A 25,140-nucleotide genomic window follows, 5' to 3' on the forward strand; every position below is an offset into this window, starting at 1 on the left:
CAGAATCCGCGGCCCACTGCATGATCACCGGCTGGCTGAGAGGGCCGTCGGTCGTTCTGACCTTCCCGTATAGTGCCCCGAGAAGTAGCGCGAGGAGATCGTGAAATGGACAATTGCCTCAGAATTCGGCGGCCTGGGTACTGCATGATGGCCGACGCCTGATGAGTGACACCGCATCGTTCTCCGCCCGCGCCGGGCACCGTCTCTCCGGTGGCGAGCCGGCCGGTCGCTCCCGATGGTCGTCGGCTGCAGAGTTCATGGCGATCCTCGCCCTCGCGCTGATCGGCGTGAAACCGTTCTTCGACCTGTTCGGCAAGAAGGTCCCCGAGGACACCGTGGACTCCGGCATGGTGGCGACGGCGATCGGGGCCCTTCTCATGGTGGGCTCGTACGTCGCGGTCGCCGTGGTATCGAGGCGACTTCCGAAGCCGTTGGCCCCGGGGCTCGTAGCGCTGATCCTCCTCGGCCTGTTCTCCGTCTTCGGCCTGCTCGCCGTACCTGGCCGGGAAAACTTCCTGGAGGTCTTCACCACCGCCAACGTGGACCAGATCTTCGGGCCGTACATCCGGCCGGAGAACGGGGTCGTCACGCAGGCCGCGCAACTCGCCGTCGGGTTCGCTCCGCTGGCGTTGCTGGCGGTCCTGTTCGTCAAACCGGCCTGGTTCTCCACCAGCCGGCTGCGTTGGATCCTCCTGTTGGTGGTCCTCGGCGCCGTCGCGCACTGCGTCGTCGCCTGGCTGCAGGTCGCCGGTGTCGTGCCGTACACGTACTTCTTCAACGAGCCGACCGGCAAGATCGGGCGGGCGTCGGGCGGCTACTTCCACCCGGCGTCTCTGGGCCGCCTGCTCATTTTCGCGGTGTTCATCCTCTACGCCGCCGGTGACCGGCTGCGACTCAGGACGTCGGTCCGCTACCTTCTCCTCGCCATCATGGTCGCCACGGCGGTCGTCAGCACCCACCGGATGACCGTCGTCAGCATCGCGATCGTGATCGTGGCGTTCGAGGCGCGCCGGCTCCCCGAGCTCGTCGAAACGATTTCCAACCTGCCGTTCCGTACCGCCGTTTGGGGGGCGGTCGGCCTTCTCGCGCTGGTGCTCTTCGCCGCGGTCCGATGGGGGTCGTTCGTGCTCGACCGGGTGCTCTACGTCGCCACCCGGGTCGGTTCACTGAATCCGACCAACGACCAGTTCCTGCACGGTCGAGGGCAGATCTGGTTCCGCATAGCGGAGGCGTGGCAGGACGCCACACCGGACATCTGGCTCTTCGGGCTCGGCTACGAGCCGTGGAACACGCACAGCGATCCGCTACGGATCTTCGTGGTCTGGGGGCTGTTCGGGGTCGCCCTGATGGCCCTGATCTTCGTCAACCTCTGGCGGGTGACGAGGCGTGTGGTGGCCGTCGAGGCGCGTTGGCTGCTGACGCTGCTGTACGTCCTGCTGGGGGTTGCCGCCCTCACCCAGAAGCCGACGTCCTACTCGTACTTCATGTGGTTGTTCTTCCTCTGCGTAATGTTGATCGTCGTGTCCTTTCCCCGGATGGACACGCCGGCCGTTACGGCAACCGAAACGGTTGGTGAGCACAAATGAGCAGGCCGTTGTTCATTTCCTGGAAGCGTTACCAGCGTCGTTCCGACGTGCTCGCCGAGGCGCTTGGTGCCGAGATTGTGTGGCGTCCGCACCGGGCGTCCGGAAAGCTCCTCCGTCCCTACGACTACTTTGCGCACGCCACGGAGGATCTGAAGCTGCTCCGGGCCCGCCGGCCGCCGTTCGTGGTCGTCCAGGCCCAGCCGCACCTGCCCGCCCTGGCGCCGAACCTCGCCCGGGTTCCGTACGTCGTCGACGCGCACAACGGGCAGTTCCAGTCGTGGTGGCGCAAGGTGCCCGGCACCGAAGCGATCCTGCGCGGGGCCCGACTGGTCCTGACCCACACCAGGGAGGCCGACGAGATCGCCCACGACGTGTTTCCGGGCCTGCGCACCCTGGTCGTGCACGACCCGCTCCGGGAGATCCCGCCGGCGCCACCGCGCGACTGGGTGTTCGTCGTCGCCACCGCCGCGCCGGACGAGCCGATGGAGGTCCTGTTCGACGCGATCGAGGCGCTGCCCGAGGTGACCTTCGCGACCACCGCGCCCCTGCACCGGCTGTCCGCGCCGCTGCGCGAGCGCGCCGAACGCCTTCCCAACCTCACCACCTTCGGTTTCCTCGACCTGCCCGACTACGAAGCGACCGTCGCCGCGGCGCGCGCCGTCGTCGTGCTGACCACCCGGGAGGCCACTCAGCCGAGCGGCGCGTGCGAGGCCCTGAGCGCGGGGCGTCCGCTGGTCCTCTCCCACACGCGCACGACCGAGGCCCTGTTCGGGAGTTTCGCCACGCTCGTCGACAACCGGGCCGACACCTTGGCGGCCGGGGTTCGGAAGGCGCTCGAGGAGGATGCCGGAATGGCGGGGCGGCTCGCGGCAGCGCGCCGGGCCTGGCTGGACCGGACAGAGGTCGAGCTGGCGGCGCTGAGATCGCACATGTCGGCCGGAGCGGCCCGATGACGTGCGCACCGTGCACCGGCGGCGGCGTCCGGTGATCGGAGTCGAGCCGCCCACCGGCACGCGGCCGGCGGCCCGGTCCGGCGGCGGGATGGCGCGGCGGCTCCGGCAGCTGGGAATGCTCGCCGCCAGCCAGGCGGGTGTCACCGTGATCGCCTTTGCCACGCAGGTGCTGCTCGCCCGTAGTTTGCCGCAGGCCGAGTTCGGCGCGTTCATGTCGGTCATCTCGCTGGTGACCCTGGCGGCACCGCTGGCGATCTTCGGGGTCGCCGACTTCTGGTTGCAGTGTTTCGGACGCGAAGGGCCCGAAGCGTTCCGCTGGGTGCGGCCGTCCATCGTCCTGGTCATGGTCAGCTCCGGCCTGCTGGTGGCCGCGCTCGTCGTCTGGGGGCTGGTCGAACGGGACGATTCCGTGAGCGGTGGCCTACGGATCGCGCTCGCCCCGGTCGTTCTGGCGCTCGTCGCCATGGCTCTGTCCGGTGCCGCTCTGCAACTTCAGGGCGCCTACGGGAAACTTTCGACGCTGCAGCTGGCGCCGCAGGTCGGTCGACTCGTCGTGGCCCTGCTGACTGGCCTGTTCGGGCTGTCGGCGCTGATGGCGGCGCTGGGCTACGCCCTGGTGGCGACCGTGACGGTGGTCATGGGTGCGCTGGTGATCGCGCCGTTGTGGCATGGCCGGGCGGCCCTGGAGGGCCACGGGACGGCGCTGCCACGTCCGGCGCCCCCGCCGCGGGCAAAGGAACTCGTCACCGGTACCGGCCTGTTCCTGCTCGGCAGCCTTTTCTACCAGCTGGGCATGAACCTCGGCGTCGTCGCGTCCGCCGAGTTCCTGAGCACGGAGGCCGCGGCCGTACTGGCGGTGCCGATGACGCTGTTGACCGCGATCTACCTCCTGCCACGCATCGTCTACCAGCAGTACTTCTTGGCGAAGCTGCACCGCTGGTCCCGATCCAACCGTGCCGCCGTGCTCATCGCGTACCGGGCTGGCACGATCGGGATGATAGGTCTCGGGCTGCTGATCGGCGTACTGGTCGCGATCGTCGGCCGGTACGCCATTCCGTTGGTCTTCGGTGCGGAGTACCGCACCTCGGTCCCGGTGATGGCCGTCCTCGCGCTCGCGATCCCCCTCCGCTTCGGCGCGGCCAGCGTCGAGTCGCTGCTGACCAGTAGCGGGCTGGTGCGGCAGAAGGTGCGGTACCAGGCGCTGGGCGCGGCCGCGTACCTCGCCGCGCTCGCCACCGCGATCCCCCTGTTCGGCGTCGCCGGCGCCGCCTGGGCGACGGTGCTGTCCGAGGCGATCCTGCTGCTCCTGTTCTGGTCCACGGTGAGGCGGAGGGTCGTGGCCGGTGCGGCACTGCCGTCCTGGGCGGAGATCCGGCGGACGTTCGCGGGAGGCTGAGTCAGCGGGAGCGGACGGGCCGGCCCCTCCGGGCCACCACCGGTCAGGCCAGCGGGCCGACCTCGCGCTCGATTGCGGCCCGCAGGTCGGGGCCGGCGACCACCGCGCGGGCGGCCTCCAGCACCGGGGCGAGGAAGACGTCCGGACCCGGCTCGCCGGCGGCCCCGCCCAGCGCGGCGATGGCCGCCCGGCCGGCCGGGGACGGGGTGAGCGGCGCCCGCAGCTGGAGCCCGCGCACCGCGGCGAGCAGCTCCACCGCGAGCAGGCTGGTCAGGTTGTCCAGGACGGTGCGCAGCTTCTTCGTCGCCGCCCAGCCCATCGACACGTGGTCCTCCTGCATGCCGCTCGTGGGCAGCGAGTCCACCGAGGCGGGCGCGGCGAGGCGGCGGTTCTCCGCGACGATGCCCGCCGCCGTGTACTGGGCGATCATCAGCCCGGAGTTGACCCCGGCATCGGGGGAGAGGAACGCCGGCAGGTCGCGGGACCGGGTCACGTCGAGCAGCCGGTCGACCCGCCGCTCGGCGATCGCCCCGACCTCGGCGGCGGCGACGGCCAAAAAGTCGGCGGCGAAGCCCAGGGGCGCGCCGTGGAAGTTGCCGGTCGACTCGACCCGGCCGTCGGGCAGCACCACCGGGTTGTCGACCACCGAGACCAGCTCCCGGCCGGCCACCTGGCGGACGAAGTCCAGGGTGTCCCGGGCCGCGCCGGCAACCTGCGGCGCGCACCGCATCGAGTACGCGTCCTGCACCGCGTGCGCCAGGTCGTCGCGGTGCGAGTCCATCACCGCCGAGTTCTGCAGCAGCCGGTGGATGTTCGCCGCCGAGGCGGACTGGCCGGGGTGCGGACGGATCGCGTGCAACTCGGGGAGGAACGGGCGCTCCGACCCGAGCATCGCCTCGATGGCCAGGGCGGCGGTGACGTCGGCCATCGCGAACAGGTGCGCGGCGTCGTCCGCGGCCAGCAGCAGCATGCCGAGCATGCCGTCGGTGCCGTTGATCAGCGCGAGCCCTTCCTTGGCGGCCAGCTCGACCGGCGCGAGCCCGGCCCGGCGCAGCGCCTCGGCGGCCGGGACCCGCTCACCGGCCGGCCCGAGCACCCAACCCTCGCCCAGCAGCACCATCGCGCAGTGCGCCAGCGGCGCCAGGTCACCGGAGGCGCCCAGCGAGCCGTGCTCGGGCACCCACGGGGTCACGTCGTGGTTGAGCAGGTCCACAAGCGCCTCCGCGACCAGCGGCCGGACCCCGGACCGGCCGAGGGCCAGGGAGCGTACGCGCAGCAGCATCATCGCCCGGACCACCTCGCGCGGCATCGGGGCGCCCACGCCGGCGGCGTGCGAGCGGATCAACGCGTGCTGGAGTTCGGCGCGCCGCTCGGGGGCCACGAACGTGTTCGCGAGGGCGCCGAAGCCGGTGCTGACGCCGTAGACCGGGCGGCCCGCGGCCTCGATGCCGTCCACGATGGACCGGCTGGTGGCCATCGTCTCGATCGCGGCCGGGTCGATGACGACCTTGGCGCTGCCGCGGGCCACGGCGGGCACGTCGGCGGCGGAGATCCCGGTGGGCTGGATTACTACGGTCATTGCGGTACTCCGTTGTGCAGGACCTGGCGGATCAGTGGAACCCCCGGCCGGTAGGCCAGGTGCAGGTGGGACGGCGCGTCGAGGATCATCAGGTCGGCGCGCGCGCCCGGCGTCAGCCGCCCCACGTCGGTGCGGCGCAGCGCCGCGGCACCGCCGGCGGTCGCGGCCCACACGGCCTCCGCCGGGGTCATCCGCATCTCGCGTACGGCCAGCGCGACGCAGAACGGCATCGACGACGTGTACGACGACCCGGGGTTGCAGTCCGTGGCCAGCGCCACGGTCACGCCCGCGTCGAGCAGCCGACGCGCGTCCGGGTACGGCGACCGGGTGGAGAACTCCGCGCCGGGCAGCAGCGTGGCCACCGTCGCGGTGTGGCCGCCCTCGGCGCACATGCAGTCGACCCGGGTGGCCGCCAGCGCGTCGACGTCGGCGTCGGTCAGGTGCGTGCAGTGGTCGACGCTTGCCGCACCCAGCTCCACGCCGAGCCGCACGCCGGGGCCGGGACCGAGCTGATTGGCGTGCACCCGCACGCCCAGCCCGACCGCCTGCCCGCAGGCCAGGATCGCCCGTGCGTGGTCGACGTCGAAGGCGCCCCGCTCGCAGAACACGTCGATCCAGCGGGCGTACGGCGCGGCCGCGGCGAGCATCGGCCCGCAGACCAGGCCCACGTAGTCGTCGGGCCGGTCGGCGTACTCGCCGGGAACGACGTGCGCCCCGAGGAACGTGGTGTCCTCGCTGAACTCGCCGGCGATCCGCAGCGAGCGGGCCTCGTCGGCGACGGTGAGGCCGTACCCGCTCTTGATCTCGATCGTGGTGGTGCCCTGCCGCAGCGCCTCGCCGCGCAGCCGGCGCACGGTGTCGCGCAGCTCGTCGTCGGAGGCGGCTCGGGTCGCGCCGACGGTGGTCCGGATGCCGCCGCCGGTGTACGGCTCGCCGGCCATCCGGGCGGCGAACTCGGCGGCCCGGTCCCCGGCGAACACCAGGTGGGCGTGGCTGTCCACGAAGCCGGGCAGCACCGCCGCCTGACCGGCGTCGATCCGCCGGTCGGCGGCCGGCGCGTCCCGGGCCGGCCCGACCCAGGCCACCAGCCCGTCCTCGACCAGCAGCGCGGCGTTCCGCCGCACGCCCAGGGCTCCCGGTCCGTCCGGGGCGTTGGTCACCAGCTCCCCGATGTTGTCGACAAGCAGGCTGCCCGTCATGAGGTGACCTCCTTGACGGCGTCGTGCAGCTCGGCCGGCACGTCGACGGTGAGGTGCCGGCCGTCGCGCACCACGACCCGGCCGTCCACCACGACCTGGGTGACGTCCGCCGCGGTGGCCGCGAAGAAGGCGCCGACCGCGGGTACGCCGGCGGTCCGGACACCGTCCAGCCGTACGGTCACCAGGTCGGCCCGGTCACCGACGGAGAGCCGGCCCGCGTCGCCCCAGCCGAGCGCGGCGTGCCCGGCGACGGTGGCGGCGGTGACCAGCTCGTCGGGGGCGAAGTGGCCCCGGCGGCGGGTACGCAGCCGCTCGTCCAGCTCCACCGCCCGCGCCTCCTCGAACAGGTCGACCACGGCGTGGCTGTCGCTGCCCAGGCTGAGCGGGCTGCCCGCCTCGGCCAACCGGCGCGCCGGCCCGATCCCGTCGGCAAGGTCCCGTTCGGTGGTGGGGCAGAGGCAGACGCCGGTGCGGCTGTCGCCGAGCAGCGTCACGTCGGCGCCGGTCGGGTGGGTGGCGTGGACGGCGGTGGTGTGCCGGCCGAGGACCCCCCGGTCGGCCAGCAGGCGGGTCGGGGTGCAGCCGTGCGCGGCCCGGCAGGCGTCGTTCTCGGCCGGCTGCTCGGAGAGGTGGACGTGCAGCGGTACGCCCCGGCGGTCCGCCCAGCCGGCGACCGTGGCCAACTGCCCGGCCGGCACCGCGCGGACCGAGTGGATCGCCGCGCCGACCCGCGCGTGCGTGTCGTCCGGCGCGAACCCGTCCACCCGCTCGGCCCAGCGCAGCGCGTCGCCGTCACCGAACCGGGTCTGCGGCCCGACCAGCGGCTCGCCGTCCACCGTGGCGGTCAGGTAGCAGGTGTCCAGCAGGGTGATCCGGATGCCGGCGTGCGCGGCCGCCTCGACCAGTGCCGCGCCCATGGCGTTCGGGTCGGCGTACGGGATGCCGCCCGGGCCGTGGTGCAGGTAGTGGAACTCGCCGACGCAGGTGATCCCGGCCAGCGCCATCTCGGCGTACGCGGCGCGGGCGAGCGCGAGGTAACTGTCCGGGTCCAGCCGCGCCGCGACCTCGTACATCCGGTCGCGCCAGGTCCAGAAGTCGCCGCGCCCATCGTGGGTGCGGCCACGCAGCGCCCGGTGGAAGGCGTGCGAGTGGGCGTTGGCGAGCCCGGGCAGGGTGAGCCCCGGCAGGCGTACGGCGTCGTGCAGCACCTCCACCCCGGCGGCGGGGGCGGATCCGCCGACCAGCGGCGTGACGGCCGTGATCCGGCCGTCCTGCGTCTCGATCAGCACGTCGGGGGTCGGTTCGGCGTGGTCGGGCAGCCAGGCGTACTCGGCGAGCCAGCGGGTCGCGGTCATGCTGACAGCGTCCCCGGGAACGGCGCCGTCCGCTCGGAGCGCCGGGTCACCGGCATGTCAGCTCCTCCAGCACCCGGGCAAGCGCGGTCACCCCGGCTGCGCAGTCCTCGTCGGTCGCCGACTCGGCGGGGGAGTGCGACACCCCGGTCGGGTTGCGCACGAAGAGCATCGCGGTGGGCAGGTGTCCGGCCAGCACCCCGGCGTCGTGGCCCGCCCCGGTGGGCAGCACGGGGGCGTCGAGCAGCGTGGCGAGCCGGTCGGCGAGCCCACCGTCGAACGCCACAAGCGGGGTCGCCGACTCCTCGGTCAGGGTGACCGCCGTACCGTCGCGCCGCGCCCGCTCCGCGGCCTTGTCCCGGACCGCCCCGACGAGACCGGCGAGGGTCTCCGGTTCGGCCGCGCGGGCGTCCAGCCAGCCGGTCACCTTCGCCGGGATCGCGTTTGTGGCGTTCGGTTCCACGGCCACCCGGCCGACCGTGGCGTGCGCGCCGCGCAGCCGGGCCTCCTTGTTGGCGGCGAGCACCGTGAACGCGTAGGTGAGCATCGGGTCGCGGCGGTCGGCCATCCGGGTCGTACCCGCGTGGTTGCCCTCGCCGGTGAAGTCGAACCGCCAGCGGCCGTGCGGCCAGATCGCGCTGGCCACCGCGACCGGCGCGTCCCGCTCGACAAGCGCGCGACCCTGCTCGACGTGCAGTTCGGCGAAGGCCGCGAAGCGGCCGAGCAGCTCCGGCCGCGCACCCGCCGGCCGGTCACCCAGCGCCTCGGCGAAGCTCACGCCGTTCACGTCACGCAGCCCGGCCGCGCGGTCGACGTCGAGCGCGCCGGTGAGCAGCCGCGACCCCAGGCACGGTACGCCGAACCGGGCACCCTCCTCCTCGACGAACGCCGCCACCGCGAGCGGCCGGACCGGCGCGACGCCCGCCGCGCGCAGCTCGTCCACCGCGAGGAAGGCGCTGACGATGCCGAGCGGCCCGTCGTACGCCCCGCCGTGCGGCACGGAGTCGAAGTGGCTGCCGGTCAGCACCGCGTCGCCGGCCGTCGGGTCGCCCCACCAGGCGAACAGGTTGCCGTTGCCGTCGTCGGTCACCGGCATGTCGCGCCGGTCGGCCTGGGCGCGGAACCACGACCGCAGTTCCAGCTCCGGTTCGGTGAGCGCGTAGCGCAGGTAGCCGCCACTGCGTCCGTCCCGGCCGATCGGGGCGATCTCGTTCCACAGGGCCCGGAACCTGTTAAGAGGGGACCCTTCCTCTACCGGATGCGTTAACAAGGGGCCCTTCCTTACGCCTCGGTCATCGGGACGCGGACGTTTGTGCGCTCGGCGACGTCGCGGGCGGCGTCGTAACCGGCGTCGACGTGGCGGATCACGCCCATCGCCGGGTCGTTGGTGAGCACCCGCTCGATCTTCTGCCCGGCCAGCGCGCTGCCGTCGGCGACGCAGACCTGGCCGGCGTGGATGGACCGGCCGATGCCGACGCCGCCGCCGTGGTGGATGGACACCCAGGAGGCCCCGCTCGCGGTGTTGACAAGCGCGTTGAGCAGCGGCCAGTCGGCGATCGCGTCGGAGCCGTCGGCCATCGCCTCGGTCTCCCGGTAGGGGCTGGCGACGCTGCCGCAGTCCAGGTGGTCCCGGCCGATCACCACCGGGGCGGACAGCTCACCGGAGGCGACCATCTCGTTGAACCGGACGCCTGCGGCGTCCCGCTCGCCGTACCCGAGCCAGCAGATCCGCGCCGGCAGGCCCTGGAACGCGACCCGCTCGCCGGCCATCCGGATCCACCGGGCCAGCGACTCGTTCTCCGGGAACAGGTCGAGGATCGCCCGGTCGGTGGCGGCGATGTCGGCCGGGTCGCCGGAGAGCGCCGCCCAGCGGAACGGGCCCTTGCCCTCGCAGAACAGCGGCCGGATGTACGCGGGGACGAAGCCGGGGAAGTCGAAGGCGCGCTCGTATCCGCCCAGCTTCGCCTCGCCGCGGATCGAGTTGCCGTAGTCGAAGACCTCCGCGCCCGCGTCGAGGAAGCCGACCATCGCCTCGACGTGCTTCGCCATCGACGCGCGGGCCCGGTCGGTGAACTCGGCCGGCTTCGCCGCGGCGTAGTCCCGCGCGTCGGCCAGCTCGACCCCCTCCGGCAGGTACGACAGCGGGTCGTGCGCGCTGGTCTGGTCGGTGACGATGTCGATCTCGACGCCGCGGGCCAGCAGTTCGGGGAAGACCGTCGCGGCGTTGCCGACCACGCCGACGCTCAGCGCCCGCCGGTCGCGCTTCGCGGCGAGCACCCGCCGCACCGCGTCGTCGAGGGAGTCGGCGACCTCGTCCAGGTAGCGGTCGTGTACCCGGCGATCGAGCCGGGAGCGGTCCACGTCCACGATCAGGCAGGCGCCGCCGTTCATGGTGACGGCGAGGGGCTGCGCCCCGCCCATCCCGCCGCAGCCGCCGGTGAGGGTCAGCGTGCCGGCCAGCGAGCCCCCGAAGCGCTTCGCGGCGACCGCCGCGAAGGTCTCGTACGTGCCCTGGAGGATGCCCTGGGTGCCGATGTAGATCCAGGAGCCGGCGGTCATCTGCCCGTACATGGTCAGTCCGAGCTGCTCGAGGCGGCGGAACTCCGGCCAGGTCGCCCAGTCGCCGACCAGGTTCGAGTTGGCCAGCAGCACCCGGGGCGCCCACTCGTGGGTCCGCAGGACCCCGACCGGGCGGCCGGACTGCACAAGCATCGTCTCGTCGTCGCGCAGGTCGGTCAGCGTCCGCACCAGGGCGTGGTACGACGGCCAGTCGCGTGCCGCCTTCCCGGTGCCGCCGTAGACCACCAGGTCCTCTGGGCGCTCGGCCACCTCCGGGTCGAGGTTGTTCATCAACATCCGCAGGGCGGCCTCCTGCGGCCAGCCACGGGCGGTGCGCTCCGGGCCGCGTGCGGCCCGGACCGGCCCGGCGCCGCGGACTGCTTGATTGGGCTGCGTCACGGACTCTCCTCCTAACCGAGGAACAACTGACGACGGGCGGCGGAGGCTTCGAACGCCTCGAGCCGGCGTTGGGTCTCGGCGGGCGCGGCGTCGCAGATCGCCTGGAGCAGCACCATGGCCAGGGTCATCGGGGCGGTGTGCAGGTCGAACACGAGCTGCGCGCCGACGGCGGCGGGCAGCACCACGTCGGCGAGCTCGCCGGCCGGGCTGACCGGCGAGTCGGTGATGGCCACGACGGTCAGGCCCGCGTCGCGGGCCTCGCGCAGGGCGTCCAGGGTCTCCCGGGGGTAGCGGGGCAGCACGAACGCGAGCAGCGCGCTCGCGCCGGCCTGGGCCGCCTGTTCGAGGCGGTCGGTGAGCAGGCTGCCGCCGTCGTCGAGGACCCGCACGTCCGGGTGCACCTTCGCGGCGAAGTACGCGAAGTACGCGGCCAGCGGCGCGGCGGCCCGCAGGCCGAGCACCGGCAGCGGGCGGCTGGCCGCGAGCAGCTTGCCGGTGTCCGCGATCCGCTCCCGGTCGGCGAGCCGGTCGGCGAGCCGGTCCAGGTTGCCGATCTCGGCGCGTACCGCCTGCTGCAGTTCGTTGCCCACGTCGGGCCGGCCGCCCGGCGCGGTGGCGGTCAGCTCGCGCAGGCGGCGGCGCAGGGCGGGGTAGCCGTCGTGGCCGAGCGCGATCGCGAACCGGGTGACCGACGGCTGGCTCACTCCGGCCAGCTCGGCCACCTCGGCCGCCGACAGGTACGCGACGGTCGGCCCGTGCTGGACGAGGCAGTGCGCGATGCGCCGCTGGGTGGGGGTGAGCCGGACCCCCTGGAACAGGCCCAGCACCCGGTCAGCGGGTGCCGCGACAGTTCCGTCATTCATGTCATGACTCTATGCATGAAAACTTTCACGAAGCAACCGGTCCGTCCGGATGCCGGCCGCCGTACGGCCGGTGGCCGATGCGCTCGCCGACGGCCGGTACTATCCCGCACGGCGGTTCAACGGAGGAGTGCTCATGCAGCCGGAAGGCCCCTACAGGTTCACCCATTCGCTGGGCGGATCTCCGGTGGGAAAGGCGTGGGCCGCCATCGACGACCAAGGCCGCTTCGTGACCGTCGCGGTGCTGGACGCCGCCGTGGCCGCGTCTCCCGGCTGGCGTGAGGCCTTCACCGGGGTCGCGGATTCGCTGGCGCAGGCCCCGGACGGACTTGCCTACACGTACGCCGACTTCTCGGCCGAGAGCCCCTGGGTCGCCTACCCGGCTGAGGCGGGACCCGGCGCGGAGAAGCTCTTCCGCGCGCTCGGTGTGGAGTACACGCCGGTCCCGACGGCCGTGTCGCCCACCTCGGCCCCGCCGCGGCCGGTGTCCGGCGCACCGCAACCCGTGTCCGGTCCGCCTCAGCTGCCCTGGGCGATGCAGGCCGGGACGATCCCGGCCCAGCTGTCGGCGCCGCAGCCGGTCTCGCCCGCGGCGGGTCCGGTGCGGCCCACCGTGAGCCCGTCGTCCGGACCGCCGTCGGACCCCCCTCCGTACGAACCGTTCACCGCCCCGGTCCGTCGCATCCAACCGTCTGCGGTGCCCAAGCGGCGAACCGGTCTGTGGGTCGGCGTCGCCACGGCGGTCCTCGTGCTCGTCGCCGCCGGCGGCGGCCTGGTCTACCTGGCCGGGTCCTCGGACGACCAGCCCGACCCGTCGGCGGCCGCCGTCCCCACCGCCTTCCCGACCGTCGAACCGGTGAACGCGGCCATCAAGCCTTGGGCCTCCGTCCCCCCGTACAGCGCCCAGGAGCGGGCACTGGCCGTTGCCTCGCCGTCGCTGGTGTTCCTCGAGGTGGTCGTCACCGGATACCTCCGGGATCGGACCACGAACGCGCCGCTGCGCGACGCGCCCGTCAGCTTCAACCGCCGGTGCAGCGGCTTCGCAGTGACGCCGAACGGTCACGTCGTCACCAGCGCCTCCTGCGCCAAGCCGGACGAGGCGACCGCTCGCCAGGCCGCGCTCGACGCGCACGCGCACGCCCTGGTCCGGGAGAACAAGCTGGCCGCGAACCAGATCGGCGGCTTCGTCCAGGCGAACCTGGCCAAGACCCGTTTCACCGGCACCGATCCCGCCGCCGAGCCGGCCAGCAAGGTCAACGGGCAGTCGAACTATGCCAAGGGGGGTGCCGTCCAGCCGCAGGCGATCCCGGGCGAGGTCGTCGGCGCCAGCGCACCGGACGCGGGCAACACGGCTCTGGTCAAGCTGTCCCGGGAGGGCCTGCCGGCGGTGGAACTGACTGACTCGGCCACCATCGAGGTCGGGGGTTCCCTGCTCATCGTCGGTTACGACAGCGCCGACGCCGACGTCTACTGGCCACGGGCCCGACTGGTCGTCGTCACCGACACCGAGCGTCGGGGCTCGTCGCCGGTCTACCGGATCAACGGCGACGCAGGTCGCGCCGCCTACGGCGGGGTGGCGCTGGACCCGACCGGACGCGTCGTCGGCATGCTCGACGTGGACCCGTCGCGGGCCGACAAGGCCAGTCGGCTGGTGGTGCCCGTCGCTGCGGCGCTCGGCACGCTGGGCGAGTCCGGGGTGAAGAGTCAGATCAGCGACTCCGACCGGCGTTACCGCGCTGGGCTGGACGCCTACTTCTCCGGCGACGAGGCGGCCGCCGTCTCGCACTTCGATCAGGTCGTCACGGCGGCGCCGGCCAACGTGCTCGCTCAGGCCTACCGTCAGAACGCCGTGGAGCGTCAGCGGTTGAAGGGGGACGACACGTCGACCGGATCCTCCGGCCCGGGCCTCCTCCTGGCCGGGCTCGTCGGGGCTCTGATCGTCGCGCTGCCTCTCCTGGTGGTCGTGTTGCTGCGGCGGCGTCGGTACGGCCGATGAGTCGGGGAACGGGCGCCCCTAGCGGCGACCGGAGTGGGCCGGCCATCGCGTGGAATCGCCCGCCTGGACATTTATTGCAGGAACTGTCCCGACCCGGAGCGTCCGCCGTACGCAATTGCGGCGAGTGGGATTGGAGCCGCCTTCACCGCACGGTTCTCCGCTGATCAGGAATCGATCCTTCGGTGCGTATCGGACGGGCCGAAGCGGCGCGCACTGTGGATGGTGGTGCGCACATCTTTCGTGTCCTATACTCCTGGCTGTTGCGTAACGGTGTCGATTTGTGTCAATTCTGTGACGCTGATCCGCGCGCTCCGTCGGCAGCTGGATGTGCAGTGCGTGACCTTAAACGGGGGTAGTCGAATGACCGACTTGTCGGATCACTCTGGAACGCCGACGCCGAGGTCGGGTTCCTCCATTCGTCGTCACGTCGCGACAAGAACTGGCATCTCGCTTTCATCCGTTCGGTTGTCCGGACGTCGTCTGAATGGATCCCGCCGCGTGCCGAACGGCGCTCGTCGCTGATGAACAACCACCCATTCTGGACCCGGCCGTCCCCAGCGATCGACCCCGTCGGGGTGGTCGAGGGGGAAGGCTCCAGCATCGACGCTCCCACCGTGCCGGCCATGGCGCCGGTCGTCCCGGCCATCTCCGTGTGCATCGCCGTCCGGGACAGGCCGGAGCTGCTGGTGAAGTCGATCCGGAGCGCGCTGTCCGGCACCTTCCAGAACTTCGAGGTCGTCGTCGTGGACGACGGCTCGGCCACGCCCGTCCGAGGCGCTCTGGTCGAGGCGGGGCTGCTCGCCGACTCGCGGGTCCGGTTGATGAGTCAGGCACCTTCCGGCATCAGCGCGGCACGCAACGTGGCGCTGCGGGCCGCGCGTGGCAGGATCGTCACCGTCCTCGACTCGGACGACGAGCTGACCACGGACGGGCTCGCGCGGATCGACGAGTTCGTCGGCCGGACGGGTGCCGTCTGGGTCTACACCGACTACGAGGAACTTGCCGGCAGCATCCGGCGGATCATCCGCCTTCCGGAATATCCCAGCCCTCGGCGGATGCTCTGGTCGGTGCTCGTCCGGCCTCGCCTGCCCTTCAAGCACTCGGGTATGTCGATCGACCGGGAACTGCTGTTGAAGCTCGGCGGGTACGACGAGCGGATGCCCATAAAGGTGGACGTCGAACTGGTCCTGCGGGCCTTGAGTAGAGGCGTGCACCTGCAGCGGCTGTCGTACCCGGTCGTCCGCTTCCACCGGCACGACAGCAACATCAGCCGCCGGCGGCTCGCCGGCCTGGTCGCGTGGCGGAAGATGATCCGGAAGTACCGCCCGTCGCGGGTGCCCGGGCTGGCGTTCGGACTCGTCGTGGTACGCGCGGTCAGCGAGATCGGCAAGTGGCTCGTGACGGCGGCCGGGCGGTAACGCTGTGCTCGCCGCAGTCTGACCGTTGGTGACGGACGCGGTGGTTTCGCGACCGGCCTCCACTCTCGACCGCTCCGCTACTAGGCAGCGCACGTGTTAACGCTTATCGTGCTCGTCGCGATCTCCGCCGGGGGCACTGTGTGAAAGGGAAGGTCGTGTCCGCACACACGCAGTTACTCTCCACCGTCGTGCCGCAGCAGTCGCGGTACGACCCGGACCTGGGCGTCATCACGCCCCCGTCCAACGGCATGGCCCGGTCGGTGTTCGCCCGGCCCGTGGCACCGCGCGCCCGGTGGCGTCGTCGGTACCTGGCCTGCCTGCTGCTTGTCGACTTCGTCACCGCCCTGGCCGCCAGCCACACCGTGGCCACGCTCTCCGACAAGGCCGACGCCGGCTTCTGGGACCAGCGGGTCCTGGGCGGCGCGGTGAGCGCCTTCGCGCTGGTGGTGAACGTCGTCGTGCCGCTGTTGTGGATGACGATGCTCCTGGCCGCCGGCGCGTACGACCGGCGCGCGCTCGGCCGCGGCACGGAGGAGCTCAAGCGGGTGGCCCGCGCCAACGTCGCGATGGCCGCCAGCGTGTCGTTCCTCGCGCTCGGCTTCAAGAAGGACGTCTCCCGCACGACCGTCGCCGCGATCATCCTCGCGCTCCTGCTCTACACGCTTGTCACCCGGGCGGCCGCGCGGGTCGTGCTGCGCCGCATCCGGCGCCGCACCCATCGGGCGTCGCAGAAGGTGATGCTTGTCGGGCGGCTCTCGGACGCGCTGGCGCTGCACGAGGTGATGACCCGCAACCCGGGCGCCGGCCTGCACCCGATCGCGATCCACCTGCCGCACCATCCGAGGCCGGGGGAGCGGGTCACCGCTCCGGTGCCCGTCTACGTCGGATGGGACCTGGTGCCCCTGGTGCAGCAGCTCGGCGCCGACACGATCGCCGTCTGCGGCCCGGCCAGCCTCGAGTCCTACGAGCTGCGCCGACTGGCCTGGCAACTGGAGGGCAGCGGCCTGGACCTCGTCGTCGTTCCGCAGGTCACCGACGTCACCGGCCCGCGCATCCACGTCCGGCCGATCGAGGGCCTGCCCCTGCTGAACGTCGAGGAGCCGAAGATCTCCGGCCTCTCGCTGCTCGCCAAGAGCCTCATGGACTCGCTGTCGGCACTTGTCGGCCTGGTGCTGCTGAGCCCCCTGCTGCTCGGCATCGCGGTGGCCATCAAGCTGACCGACCGCGGGCCGGTGCTGTTCCGGCAGACCCGGATCGGTCACCAGGGGCGGGCCTTCAAGGTCTGGAAGTTCCGCACCATGTACACCGACGCCGAGCAGCGGCTGGAGGCGTTGCGGGAGTTGAACGAGAGCGACGGCCTGCTGTTCAAGATCAAGGAGGACCCCCGGGTCACCCCGATCGGCCGGCACCTGCGCGCGCTGTCCCTCGACGAGCTTCCGCAGCTGGTCAACGTGCTGCTGGGCCAGATGTCGCTGGTCGGCCCGCGGCCACTTCCCACGGAGGACGACGACTACCGGGGCGACGTGCGGCGGCGGTTGCTCGTCCGGCCCGGCATCACCGGGCTCTGGCAGATCTCCGGCCGGTCCGATCTGACCTGGGAGGACGCCGTCCGCCTGGACCTGCACTACGTCGACAACTGGTCGCTCGTCTACGACCTGGCGATCCTCTGGCGGACGGCAAGCGTCGTGCTCGCCCGCCGCGGCGCCTACTGAGGCGCCTGCCGATCGGTGTTCCGGCGGCGGGGCCTCACCCGCCGCCGGTCCCGTCGAACGTCCGTCACTTGCCGGCGGCGAGGATCTCCCCGACCGCGTCGCGGCGGACGGCGTCGTAGAACGACTCGGCCTTCTGCGGATTGGCGAACACGACGCTCTCGCTGCCCACCCGGCCGGTGCCCTTCGTCGGGCTGGTCAGGAACGTCAGGTTGCTGCCCCGCAGGCCCCGCAGGTCGGTCGCCATGCCCACCAGGGACATGCTCTCGTCCACCGACACCGCGCTGGACGTCGCCTTGACGAAGGAGTTCAGCCGACCCGGGTTCGTGACGATGCCACCGGAGACCGCCTTGTCGAGGATCGCCTTGATGACCTGCTGCTGGTGCCGGATGCGGGCGAAGTCACCGTCGGCGAACTGCTTGCGTTGCCGCGAGTAGTCAAGCGCCGCCTCGCCGTCCATGTGCTGCGTGCCCTTCTGGAAGTTGCGGAAGGGCGGGTGGATCGAGGTGAAGTTCTTGTCCACGTTGATGTCGACACCGCCGAGCGCGTCGATGATCTCTTTGAAGCCGGCGAAGTCGACGATCATCACGTGGTCGACCCTGACCTTGGTGAACGCCTCGACGGTCTGGACCATCAGCGGCACGCCGCCCCACGCGTACGCGGCATTGATCTTGGCGTCCCGGCCGCCGTGCCGACCGTCCTTCGACCGCGGGACCGTCACCCAGGTGTCGCGGGGGATGGAGACGAGCTGGGCGCTCGACCGGTCCTTGGGGATGTGCGCCAGGATGATGGTGTCGGTGCGGGAGCCGCCGGTGTTCTCCGGGTCCCGCGAGTCGCTGCCCAGGATCAGCATGTTCAACGCGCCCTTGGTGACCGCCTGTGGCCGCCCCTCCTCCGGCACGTCGGCGAACGCGTCCACCCGCTCGATGCCGGACTCCACCGACCGCAGGTACAGGCCACCCGCGACGAGACCGCCGCCTCCGACCAGCGCCAGCACCAGGAAGCTGATGAGGAGGACCTTCTGCCAACGCGGGCGCCGCTTGCGAGGCTTGCCGATGGGTCCCTGATTCCGGTCGGAGTCGAGAACCTGGGTCTCGGGCTCCGCGTACGACTCGCGATATGGCATGGCGTGATGCTACTGACTGCGCCTCGCGCCCACGTACCCCCGTCCGGGCCCGGATCGGTCGCCTGATGAATGAAAACCTTCCCACCAGCGGCCGCCCGCCGATCACCGGTACACGGGGGACGGTGTCGGCGTGGCATCGTAGGCCGGTGCGACTGAGCGCGATCCACACGTACCCGGTCAAGGGCTGTCACCGGCGCGACCACGACGACGCCCAGGTGCGGCCCTGGGGCCTGGCCGGCGACCGGCGCTGGATGATCGTCGACGCCGCCGGCACCGGTGTAACCCAGCGTGAGGTGGCCGGCCTCGTCGCGCTGCGGGCGGAGACCCGCGACGGCGGGCTCCGCCTGCACGCCGCCGGCCACCCCGACCTCGACGTCGCTGAGCCCGCTGGCGGCCAGCCGGTCCCGGTGCGCACCTTCCGCAGCCGCAAACTGCCGGTCCCGGCGCTCCCCGCCGGACCGGCCGCCGACGCGTGGGTCAGCGCCCTGCTCGACCGGCCGGTCCGCCTGGTGTGGCTGGCCCGGCCGACCCGCCACATCCCCGCCGGCGACCGCGAGCACGACACGGGCGACCAGGTCAGCTTCGCCGACGCGTACCCGGTGCTGCTCGCCAGCACCGCCTCCCTCGGCGCGCTCAACGGCTGGCTCGCCGAGGCCGGCGAGCCACCGGTGCCGATGGCGCGATTCCGCCCCAACCTCGTCGTCGACGGCGCGCCCGCCTGGGCCGAGGACGCGTGGGTCGGGCGGCCGCTGCGCATCGGCGGCGTCCGCTTCCGCGCCGCCGGCCCGTGCGACCGCTGCGTCGTCACCACCACCGACCAGGAGACCGGGGTACGCGGGAAGGAGCCGCTGCGCACCCTCGGCCGGCACCGCAACGTGCGGCAGAAGCTCCTGTTCGGACTGCACCTCGTACCGGTCGACACCGGCCGGGTGGCGGTCGGCGACGAGGTGGTCGTCACCGCGTGACGCCCGGTTCAACATTCCCTTAGCACCCTTGCCCGCCGGCTCGGCGGTGCGGCAGCATCGACCGCCGTGACCGACGCCAGCACCCACCCGCCCGCCACCGGCAGGCCCCTCCGCCGGTCGCGGCGTGGCCGCTGGCTCGCCGCGGTGGGCGCCGCCCTGCTCGCCGGTGCCCTCGGCCTGACGCTCACCCTGCGGGCCGGTGCCGTTCCCGCCTGCGCCGCCCCGCTCCGCGACGGTCTCGCGCCGCCCGCGGCGGGAGTGCCGAACAAGGGCAAGGCGACGTTCTACGACTCGAAGGGCGCCGGCGGGAACTGCTCCTACCCGGCCGCGCCGGCCGACCGCCGCTACGTCGCGCTCGGTCCGAGCGAGTACGCCGCCGGTGCCGCCTGCGGCGGCCACCTCGACGTCACCGGGCCGAAGGGCACGGTCCGGGTGCTCGTCATGGACCAGTGCCCCGAGTGCCCGCCCGGACACATCGACCTGTCCCGGGAGGCGTTCGCCCGGATCGCCGACCCCGTCCAAGGCGTCGTGCCGGTCACCTACCGCGCGGTGGCGGACCCGCCGCTGCCCGGCCCGCTCACCTTCCGGATCAAGGAGGGCTCGTCGCGGTGGTGGTTCGCCGTGCTGGTCGCCGACCACGGAAACCCGCTGCGCGCCGTCGAGGTGCGGCAGGGCGGCCGGTGGCGGGCGGCGGACCGGCAGGACTACAACTACTGGGTCGTTCCGGACGGGGCCGGCCCCGGCCCGTACACGATCCGGGTCACCGACACCCGCGGTCACCGGGTCACCGCCGCCGGGATCCGGCTGGCGCCGGGAAAGGTCCAGCGCGCCGACGTCCGGATGTACGGTCGCAGCTCGGCGACGCGCTCGCCGGCCGCTTCACGCCCCTCGACGCCACGGCCGACTGTGGTCAGCGCCGCGCCGACCCCGTCCGCGGTAGCCACCACGACCGGGAGCGCGGCGCTCGCTCCCGCGGCCGCGTCCACCCCGGGCTGCGGGGACTGACCGGGCATCCACGCGTGGCCCGACCTAGCCGCCGGTCAGGTCGAGCCACATGAAGATCTCGTCCCGGTCGTCCCCGGGGCCGACCCGGAGCGCGCCGGGCAGCCGCCCGACCTCGCGGTAGCCCAGCCCTCGGTAGAACCCGTCCAGGCCCAGCCCGTCCCGGACGGTGACCTGCAGCGCCGCCAGCCCCATCCGGCGGCCGATCCGCTCCGCCTCGCGCATCAGGTCCAGGCCGTAGCCGTGGCCCTGCGTGTCCGGATGGACCATCACCCGGGTCAGCACCCGGTAGTGGGTCTTCAGGTGGAACCGGTTTTCGGTGAAGATCGCCATCGCGACCAGCCGCTCGCCCGCGAAGCCGAGCAGCAGCCGGTCCGGACCGTCGGCGATCCCCGCGAGAGTCGGGTCGGCGATGGTACGGACGTCGGCGGCGGTCACCGGTGCGACGAAGCCGACCGCGCCACCGGCGTTGGTGACGTCGACCCAGAGCGCGACGATCGCCTCGCGCAGCTCCGGCGTCAGGTCGGGGTCGAGGACGAAACGCAGGCTCACGCCGGCCATCCTGGTCGGTGGGGGCAGTTCGGGGCTCGCGATCGTGACGAGACCGACAAGGTTCGACGGGTCAGCGGGGCGTCACCTACGTGTTGAGGCGCGCAAGGCCGAGCACGGCCGGATCGAGGGCAGTTCTTGGTGCGGGAGAGGGGATTCGAACCCCCACGTCCTTTCGGGACAATAGGACCTAAACCTATCGCGTCTGCCGAGTTTCGCCACTCCCGCGGGTCTGTGTGAGTCTAGAGCGTCGCGCCGCAACGGTGTTCAGCCCTGCCGATCGCAGTATGGCTGCCACCCTTCCGTAGCCGAGGTCGTAGGCGCCGTCCGTTGCTGCGCGAACCAGATTGGCCAACCGTCGTGCACCCAGGTCCGGGTGTGCCAGAGCGCTCTGGATGACGATGCGGGCCTCCGGCGAGGGCTGGGACGGGCGACGTCCGCGTTGCGGCGCGGCGGTTCCGGTTGTTCCTTGGCGTCGCACCAGCCGATAGAGGCTGTTGCGGTGGCAGCCGATCAGCCGGGCTGCCTCCGCCCCGGTCAACTCGCCTGCGCCGAATCGGGAAACGATCCTGTTGAGGTCGGCCTCGTTGAGTTGGTTCGTCCGGAGCGGAACAGCGACAGGCGTCGCTTCCGCCGTTGCCGGCTGGTTGCGGCCGGCGTAGGTGTCCGTCTGGCTGTGGCAGTTGGGGCAGAGAAACCGCAGGTTGGGCGGACGGTTGTCGAGGAAGTCCCCGTTCACGTGGTCCACGTGCAGCGTCAGTGGCCGCCCTTGCCAAACGGGTCCGACCTCGCAGACCTCGCATTCCTCGGAAAGGCCGATGAAGGCGAGCGCCCGCCTGAGGCGCGCTCCCGGAATGCGTCGCGCGTTCGGCGGAAGCCGGACGAGCACCTCGTGCGATGGGCGCGACCGGCCGGGCCGGCCCCGGCTGTGGGCCTGGCCGGTGAAGTGTGTCGTGTCGATGCCGAAGTGTTTGAGCCGTCGGCTGATGTGGGCGTGCGAGCCGCCGCTTACGCGTACGCCGAGCAGCCGCATCACCTCGGTGACGCTGTGCGCGGCGGCGGCAGCCTCGGCAAGCACCTCAGGGGTGTACCGGTACCGGACCATGCACGCACCGTAGTGGCCCGGTATGACAGGTCAGTCCAGGCCGAGGTCGCGGCGGAGCTTGGCGACGTGACCGGTCGCCTTGACGTTGTAGAGCGCGCGTTCGATCTTTCCGTCGGCGTCGATGACGAAGGTCGAACGGATCACGCCGGTGACCGTCCGGCCGTACGACTGCTTCTCGCCGTACGCCCCGTACGCGGTGAGCACCGACCGGTCGGTGTCGGAGACCAGCGGGAACGTGATGGCGTCGCGCTCGCGGAACTTCGCCAGCTTCTCCGGCTTGTCCGGTGAGATGCCAATCACCTCGTAGCCTGCGGCCTGGAGCGAGGCGAGCGAGTCGCGGAAGTCGCAGGCCTGCTTGGTGCAGCCGGGGGTCATCGCGGCGGGGTACGCGTACAGCACGACCTTGCGGCCGCGCAGATCGGCAAGGGAGAGCGTGTCGCCGGAGTCGGTGGGGAGGGTGAACTCGGGGGCGGGGTCGCCGGGCGAGAGTCGGGCAGGCGCGGTCATGACCCCGACCCTACCGCCGTCCCAGCCGCCCCGATCGGCGCCCGCACGGTGGTGCCGCAGGGGATCGTGCGGCGGGGTGTGCCGTGACCAACACCGCCCCTTGTTGCCAGATATTGGCAACAGCGATCCACTTCCAATAGGCTGACCGAGCCGGCGTGGACGGGCCCGCCGACCCGTGGGAGGTCACGTGGAAACCCTGGCGATGCACATCTCGAACGGGATCATCAACGGTCCCGTGGCCGCGGTCTTCGCCGCGATCGCGCTGGCCGCGATGGCGTTCGCCGTGCTCCGCGGCCGGCAGGACCTGGACGACCGCCTGGCGCCGATGGCCGGTCTGGTCGCGGCGTTCATCTTCGCCGTGCAGATGCTGAACTTCCCGATCTTCACCGCCGGGGTCAGCGGCCACCTGCTGGGCGGCGCGCTCGCCGCGCTGCTTGTCGGCCCGTGGGTCGGTGCCCTCTGCGTGGCGGTGGTGCTGGTCGTGCAGGCGCTGGTCTTCGGTGACGGCGGGGTGGCGATGCTCGGCCTGAACATCACCAACATGGCGGTCCTCGGCACCGCCGTCGCGTACCTGCTGATCGCCGCCCTGCTGCGCGTCCTGCCGCGCACGCCGGCCGGCCTCGCGGTGACGGCCTTCGTCTCCGCGCTGGTAAGCGTCGTGGTGGCCGCGATGGGCTTCGTCCTGCAGTACCAGCTCGGCGGCACCACCGACCTCGGCGGCAACCTGGCCGGCCTGGCCGGGACGATGGCCGTCTCCCACCTGCTGATCGGCATCGGCGAGGGCCTGATCACCGCGACCACCGTGGTGACGGTCGCGAAGGTCCGGCCCGATCTCGTGTACGCGCTACGCGCCCTCAAGCCGGCCGCGCCGGCGCCCGTCCCGGCTGTCGGAGGTGTCCGGTGAAGAAGCGGTCCTGGGGTTTCCTCGTCGGCGGGCTGCTGGTCGCCCTGCTGCTGGCCGGTGTGGTGAGCAACTTCGCCTCGTCGCACCCGGACGGGTTGGACTCGTCGCTGCGGGAGGGCTGCACGTTCGACGCCGAGGACAACATCACCGGCGGTAACTGCCCGGCGCAGCAGGAGAAGGAGCACGAGATCGGCGGCCCGCTGGCCGACTACGGCATCGCCGGGGTCGACAACGACTTCCTCTCCACCGGGCTCTCCGGCGTCCTGGGCGTACTGCTGACCTTCGCCGTGGCCGGCGGCGCGTTCTGGCTGGTCCGCCGCCGAGGCACGCCGGCCGCCGAGGCCGAGGCGCCGGAGCGCGCCCCGGCCGGCCGGGCGTCCTGAGGGTACGGCGATGGGCGCCGGGCACACCCACGTGCTCTACCGGGAGTCCGACTCGCCGGTGCACCGGCTCCCGCCCGAGGTGAAGATCGCCGCGATGGTGGCGTTCACGCTCGCCGTGGTCGCCACCCCCCGCGAGGCGCTCTGGGCCTTCGGGGTGTACGCGGTGCTGGTCGCGGTCGTCGCCGCGGCGGCCCGGGTCGGCCCCGGTTGGCTGCTGCGCCGGTCGCTGATCGAGCTGCCGTTCGTGCTGTTCGCGTTCGCCCTGCCGTTCCTGGGTACGGGCGAGCGGGTGGCGGTGCTGGGCCTGCGGCTGTCCGAGGACGGGCTGTACGGCGCTTGGAACATCCTCGCCAAGGGCACCCTCGGCGTCCTGGCGTCGCTGCTGCTCGCCGCGACCACCACGACCCGTGACCTGATCGTCGGGCTGGACCGGCTGCGCTGCCCGCAGGTGCTGACCCAGATCGCCACCTTCATGCTGCGCTACCTGGAGGTGCTGGTCGGCGAGGCCCGGCGGATGCGGGTGGCGCGCGTTTCCCGGGGCGACGACCCGCGCTTCGTGTGGCAGCTGCGGGGCTTCGCCGCCGGGGTCGGCGCCCTGTTCCTCCGCGCGTACGAGCGGGGGGAGCGGGTGTACCTGGCGATGCTGTCGCGCGGCTACACCGGGCGGATGCCGGTGGTGTGGCAGGGCGCGGGCACGGCGACGGCCGGGCAGTGGCTGGCCGGGGCGGCCGTGCCGGTCGTGGCGGCCGGCGTCGCCGCCACCGCGCTCGCCCTGACATGATCGGAGGCGTGCGGCCGACGACTCCCAGCCTCGAGGTCCGTGGTGTGCGGTACGCGTACCCGGACGGGCACGTGGCGCTGCACGGCGTGGACCTGACGGTGCCGCGCGGCGACCGGGTGGCGCTGCTGGGCCCGAACGGCGCCGGCAAGACCACGCTTGTGCTGCACCTCAACGGGATCCTCACCCCCACCGAGGGGAGCGTGACCGTCGGCGGGCTGACGGTCAGCCCGGACCGGGCCACCCTGGCCGAGGTGCGCCGCCGGGTCGGCATCGTCTTCCAGGACCCGGACGACCAGCTCTTCCTGCCCACCGTCGCCGAGGACGTGGCGTTCGGCCCGGCGAACCTGGGCCTGCGCGGCGCCGAGCTGGCGGCCCGGGTGGACGAGGCGCTCGCCGCCGTCGGCATGGGCGAACACCGGGACCGCGCGCCGCACCACCTGTCGTTCGGGCAGCGCCGCCGGGTGGCGGTGGCGACCGTGCTCGCCATGCGCCCGGAGATCCTGGTGCTCGACGAGCCCTCCTCGAACCTCGACCCGGCCGCCCGCCGGGAACTGGCCGAGATCCTGCGCGGCCTGCCGGTGACGCTGCTGATGGTCACCCACGACCTGCCGTACGCGCTGGAGCTGTGCGACCGCTCGGTCATCCTGGACGCCGGTCGCATCGTCGCCGACGCCCGCACCGCGGACCTCCTCTCCGACGAGGCCCTGCTGACCCGCCACCGCCTGGAGCTCCCCTACGGCTTCACCCCCCGCCCCACCCCCCGCTGACCTGCTCAGGGTCGATCATGGAGTCATGGTGCCCGGTAGGAGCCG

General features: G+C 72.4%; 22 protein-coding genes and 1 tRNA gene. 12 read left to right on the forward strand and 11 right to left on the reverse strand.

Going from position 1 to position 25,140, the window contains the following annotated elements; all coding sequences use genetic code 11:
- Positions 1-161 precede the first annotated feature (161 nt).
- Genes ABTW87_RS11260 through ABTW87_RS11270 form a run of 3 tightly spaced genes read left to right on the forward strand, consistent with a single transcriptional unit; the run spans position 162 to position 3,935 of the window.
- Entirely contained in the window at positions 162-1,586 is a 1,425-nt protein-coding gene (locus ABTW87_RS11260) for an O-antigen ligase family protein (protein WP_350650679.1), read from the forward strand.
- On the forward strand, positions 1,583-2,539 hold the full coding sequence (locus tag ABTW87_RS11265) for a hypothetical protein (protein WP_350650680.1): 957 nt from the start codon (positions 1,583-1,585) through the stop codon (positions 2,537-2,539). Before ABTW87_RS11260 ends, ABTW87_RS11265 begins: the two co-directional genes overlap by 4 nt.
- A gap of 31 nt (positions 2,540-2,570) precedes the next feature.
- Positions 2,571-3,935 carry a lipopolysaccharide biosynthesis protein gene (locus tag ABTW87_RS11270; RefSeq protein WP_350650681.1) on the forward strand — a complete coding sequence of 455 codons (1,365 nt, stop codon included), beginning with the start codon at positions 2,571-2,573 and terminating at the stop codon, positions 3,933-3,935.
- A gap of 43 nt (positions 3,936-3,978) precedes the next feature.
- Here the strand turns inward: ABTW87_RS11270 and hutH are convergent, their stop codons facing one another.
- The 6 genes from hutH to ABTW87_RS11300 are packed head-to-tail and all read right to left on the reverse strand — an operon-like array spanning position 3,979 to position 11,886.
- Positions 3,979-5,514 (reverse strand): histidine ammonia-lyase, encoded by a 1,536-nt coding sequence (hutH, locus tag ABTW87_RS11275; RefSeq protein WP_350650682.1) that lies wholly within the window; start codon positions 5,512-5,514, stop codon positions 3,979-3,981.
- Positions 5,511-6,713: an imidazolonepropionase gene (hutI, locus tag ABTW87_RS11280; RefSeq protein WP_350650683.1), complete on the reverse strand. Its 1,203-nt coding sequence runs from the start codon at positions 6,711-6,713 to the stop codon at positions 5,511-5,513. Before hutI ends, hutH begins: the two co-directional genes overlap by 4 nt.
- Entirely contained in the window at positions 6,710-8,068 is a 1,359-nt protein-coding gene (locus tag ABTW87_RS11285) for a formimidoylglutamate deiminase (RefSeq protein WP_350650684.1), read from the reverse strand. The genes hutI and ABTW87_RS11285 overlap by 4 nt, the downstream gene beginning before the upstream one ends.
- A 46-nt stretch (positions 8,069-8,114) precedes the next feature.
- Complete coding sequence (locus ABTW87_RS11290) at positions 8,115-9,335, reverse strand: allantoate amidohydrolase (RefSeq protein ID WP_350650685.1); 1,221 nt, start codon at positions 9,333-9,335, stop codon at positions 8,115-8,117.
- Between the two features lie 11 nt (positions 9,336-9,346).
- Positions 9,347-11,023, reverse strand: coding sequence for a urocanate hydratase (gene hutU / locus ABTW87_RS11295; protein WP_350650686.1), 1,677 nt, complete (start codon positions 11,021-11,023; stop codon positions 9,347-9,349).
- Positions 11,024-11,034: 11 nt separating this feature from the next.
- Entirely contained in the window at positions 11,035-11,886 is an 852-nt protein-coding gene (locus tag ABTW87_RS11300) for a MurR/RpiR family transcriptional regulator (RefSeq protein ID WP_350650687.1), read from the reverse strand.
- A gap of 184 nt (positions 11,887-12,070) precedes the next feature.
- Here ABTW87_RS11300 and ABTW87_RS11305 point away from each other — a divergent pair, with 184 nt between their 5' ends.
- The 3 genes from ABTW87_RS11305 to ABTW87_RS11315 all read left to right on the forward strand — a co-directional run bounded on the left by ABTW87_RS11305 (position 12,071) and on the right by ABTW87_RS11315 (position 17,009).
- A complete protein-coding gene (locus tag ABTW87_RS11305; RefSeq protein ID WP_350650688.1) occupies positions 12,071-13,879 on the forward strand; it encodes a trypsin-like peptidase domain-containing protein in 1,809 nt (602 codons plus the stop codon).
- A gap of 521 nt (positions 13,880-14,400) precedes the next feature.
- Entirely contained in the window at positions 14,401-15,297 is an 897-nt protein-coding gene (locus tag ABTW87_RS11310; protein WP_350650689.1) for a glycosyltransferase family 2 protein, read from the forward strand.
- Between the two features lie 248 nt (positions 15,298-15,545).
- The gene (locus tag ABTW87_RS11315) at positions 15,546-17,009 is read left to right on the forward strand and encodes a sugar transferase (RefSeq protein ID WP_350650740.1); all 1,464 of its coding nucleotides are present in this window, start codon (positions 15,546-15,548) and stop codon (positions 17,007-17,009) included.
- 64 nt (positions 17,010-17,073) lie between these two features.
- On the opposite strand, the gene ABTW87_RS11320 is transcribed toward ABTW87_RS11315, so the two are convergent.
- Positions 17,074-18,132, reverse strand: a complete 1,059-nt coding sequence (locus ABTW87_RS11320; protein WP_350650690.1) for an LCP family protein — start codon at positions 18,130-18,132, stop codon at positions 17,074-17,076.
- Positions 18,133-18,278: 146 nt separating this feature from the next.
- On the opposite strand from ABTW87_RS11320, the gene ABTW87_RS11325 reads away from it, so the two are divergent.
- Positions 18,279-19,097, forward strand: coding sequence for an MOSC domain-containing protein (locus tag ABTW87_RS11325; RefSeq protein ID WP_350650691.1), 819 nt, complete (start codon positions 18,279-18,281; stop codon positions 19,095-19,097).
- Positions 19,098-19,163: 66 nt separating this feature from the next.
- Complete coding sequence (locus ABTW87_RS11330) at positions 19,164-20,102, forward strand: expansin EXLX1 family cellulose-binding protein (protein ID WP_350650692.1); 939 nt, start codon at positions 19,164-19,166, stop codon at positions 20,100-20,102.
- Positions 20,103-20,126: 24 nt separating this feature from the next.
- On the opposite strand, the gene ABTW87_RS11335 is transcribed toward ABTW87_RS11330, so the two are convergent.
- The 4 genes from ABTW87_RS11335 to bcp form a co-directional block, all read right to left on the reverse strand.
- Positions 20,127-20,651 (reverse strand): GNAT family N-acetyltransferase, encoded by a 525-nt coding sequence (locus ABTW87_RS11335; protein ID WP_350650693.1) that lies wholly within the window; start codon positions 20,649-20,651, stop codon positions 20,127-20,129.
- A gap of 136 nt (positions 20,652-20,787) precedes the next feature.
- Positions 20,788-20,876, reverse strand: a tRNA-Leu gene (locus ABTW87_RS11340).
- Entirely contained in the window at positions 20,845-21,753 is a 909-nt protein-coding gene (locus tag ABTW87_RS11345; RefSeq protein ID WP_350650694.1) for a hypothetical protein, read from the reverse strand. The genes ABTW87_RS11340 and ABTW87_RS11345 overlap by 32 nt, the downstream gene beginning before the upstream one ends.
- A 30-nt stretch (positions 21,754-21,783) precedes the next feature.
- Positions 21,784-22,260, reverse strand: coding sequence for a thioredoxin-dependent thiol peroxidase (gene bcp / locus ABTW87_RS11350; protein WP_350650695.1), 477 nt, complete (start codon positions 22,258-22,260; stop codon positions 21,784-21,786).
- 187 nt (positions 22,261-22,447) lie between these two features.
- On the opposite strand from bcp, the gene ABTW87_RS11355 reads away from it, so the two are divergent.
- The 4 genes from ABTW87_RS11355 to ABTW87_RS11370 are packed head-to-tail and all read left to right on the forward strand — an operon-like array spanning position 22,448 to position 25,095.
- Positions 22,448-23,164 carry an energy-coupling factor ABC transporter permease gene (locus ABTW87_RS11355; protein WP_350650696.1) on the forward strand — a complete coding sequence of 239 codons (717 nt, stop codon included), beginning with the start codon at positions 22,448-22,450 and terminating at the stop codon, positions 23,162-23,164.
- On the forward strand, positions 23,161-23,547 hold the full coding sequence (locus ABTW87_RS11360; protein WP_350650697.1) for a PDGLE domain-containing protein: 387 nt from the start codon (positions 23,161-23,163) through the stop codon (positions 23,545-23,547). Before ABTW87_RS11355 ends, ABTW87_RS11360 begins: the two co-directional genes overlap by 4 nt.
- A 10-nt stretch (positions 23,548-23,557) precedes the next feature.
- Positions 23,558-24,328 carry a cobalt ECF transporter T component CbiQ gene (gene cbiQ / locus ABTW87_RS11365; protein ID WP_350650698.1) on the forward strand — a complete coding sequence of 257 codons (771 nt, stop codon included), beginning with the start codon at positions 23,558-23,560 and terminating at the stop codon, positions 24,326-24,328.
- Entirely contained in the window at positions 24,325-25,095 is a 771-nt protein-coding gene (locus ABTW87_RS11370) for an energy-coupling factor ABC transporter ATP-binding protein (protein ID WP_350650699.1), read from the forward strand. The genes cbiQ and ABTW87_RS11370 overlap by 4 nt, the downstream gene beginning before the upstream one ends.
- The last annotated feature ends 45 nt before the right edge of the window (positions 25,096-25,140 follow it).

The organism is Micromonospora sp. NPDC126480, assembly GCF_040302465.1.
Taxonomy (GTDB): Bacteria; Actinomycetota; Actinomycetes; order Mycobacteriales; family Micromonosporaceae; genus Micromonospora.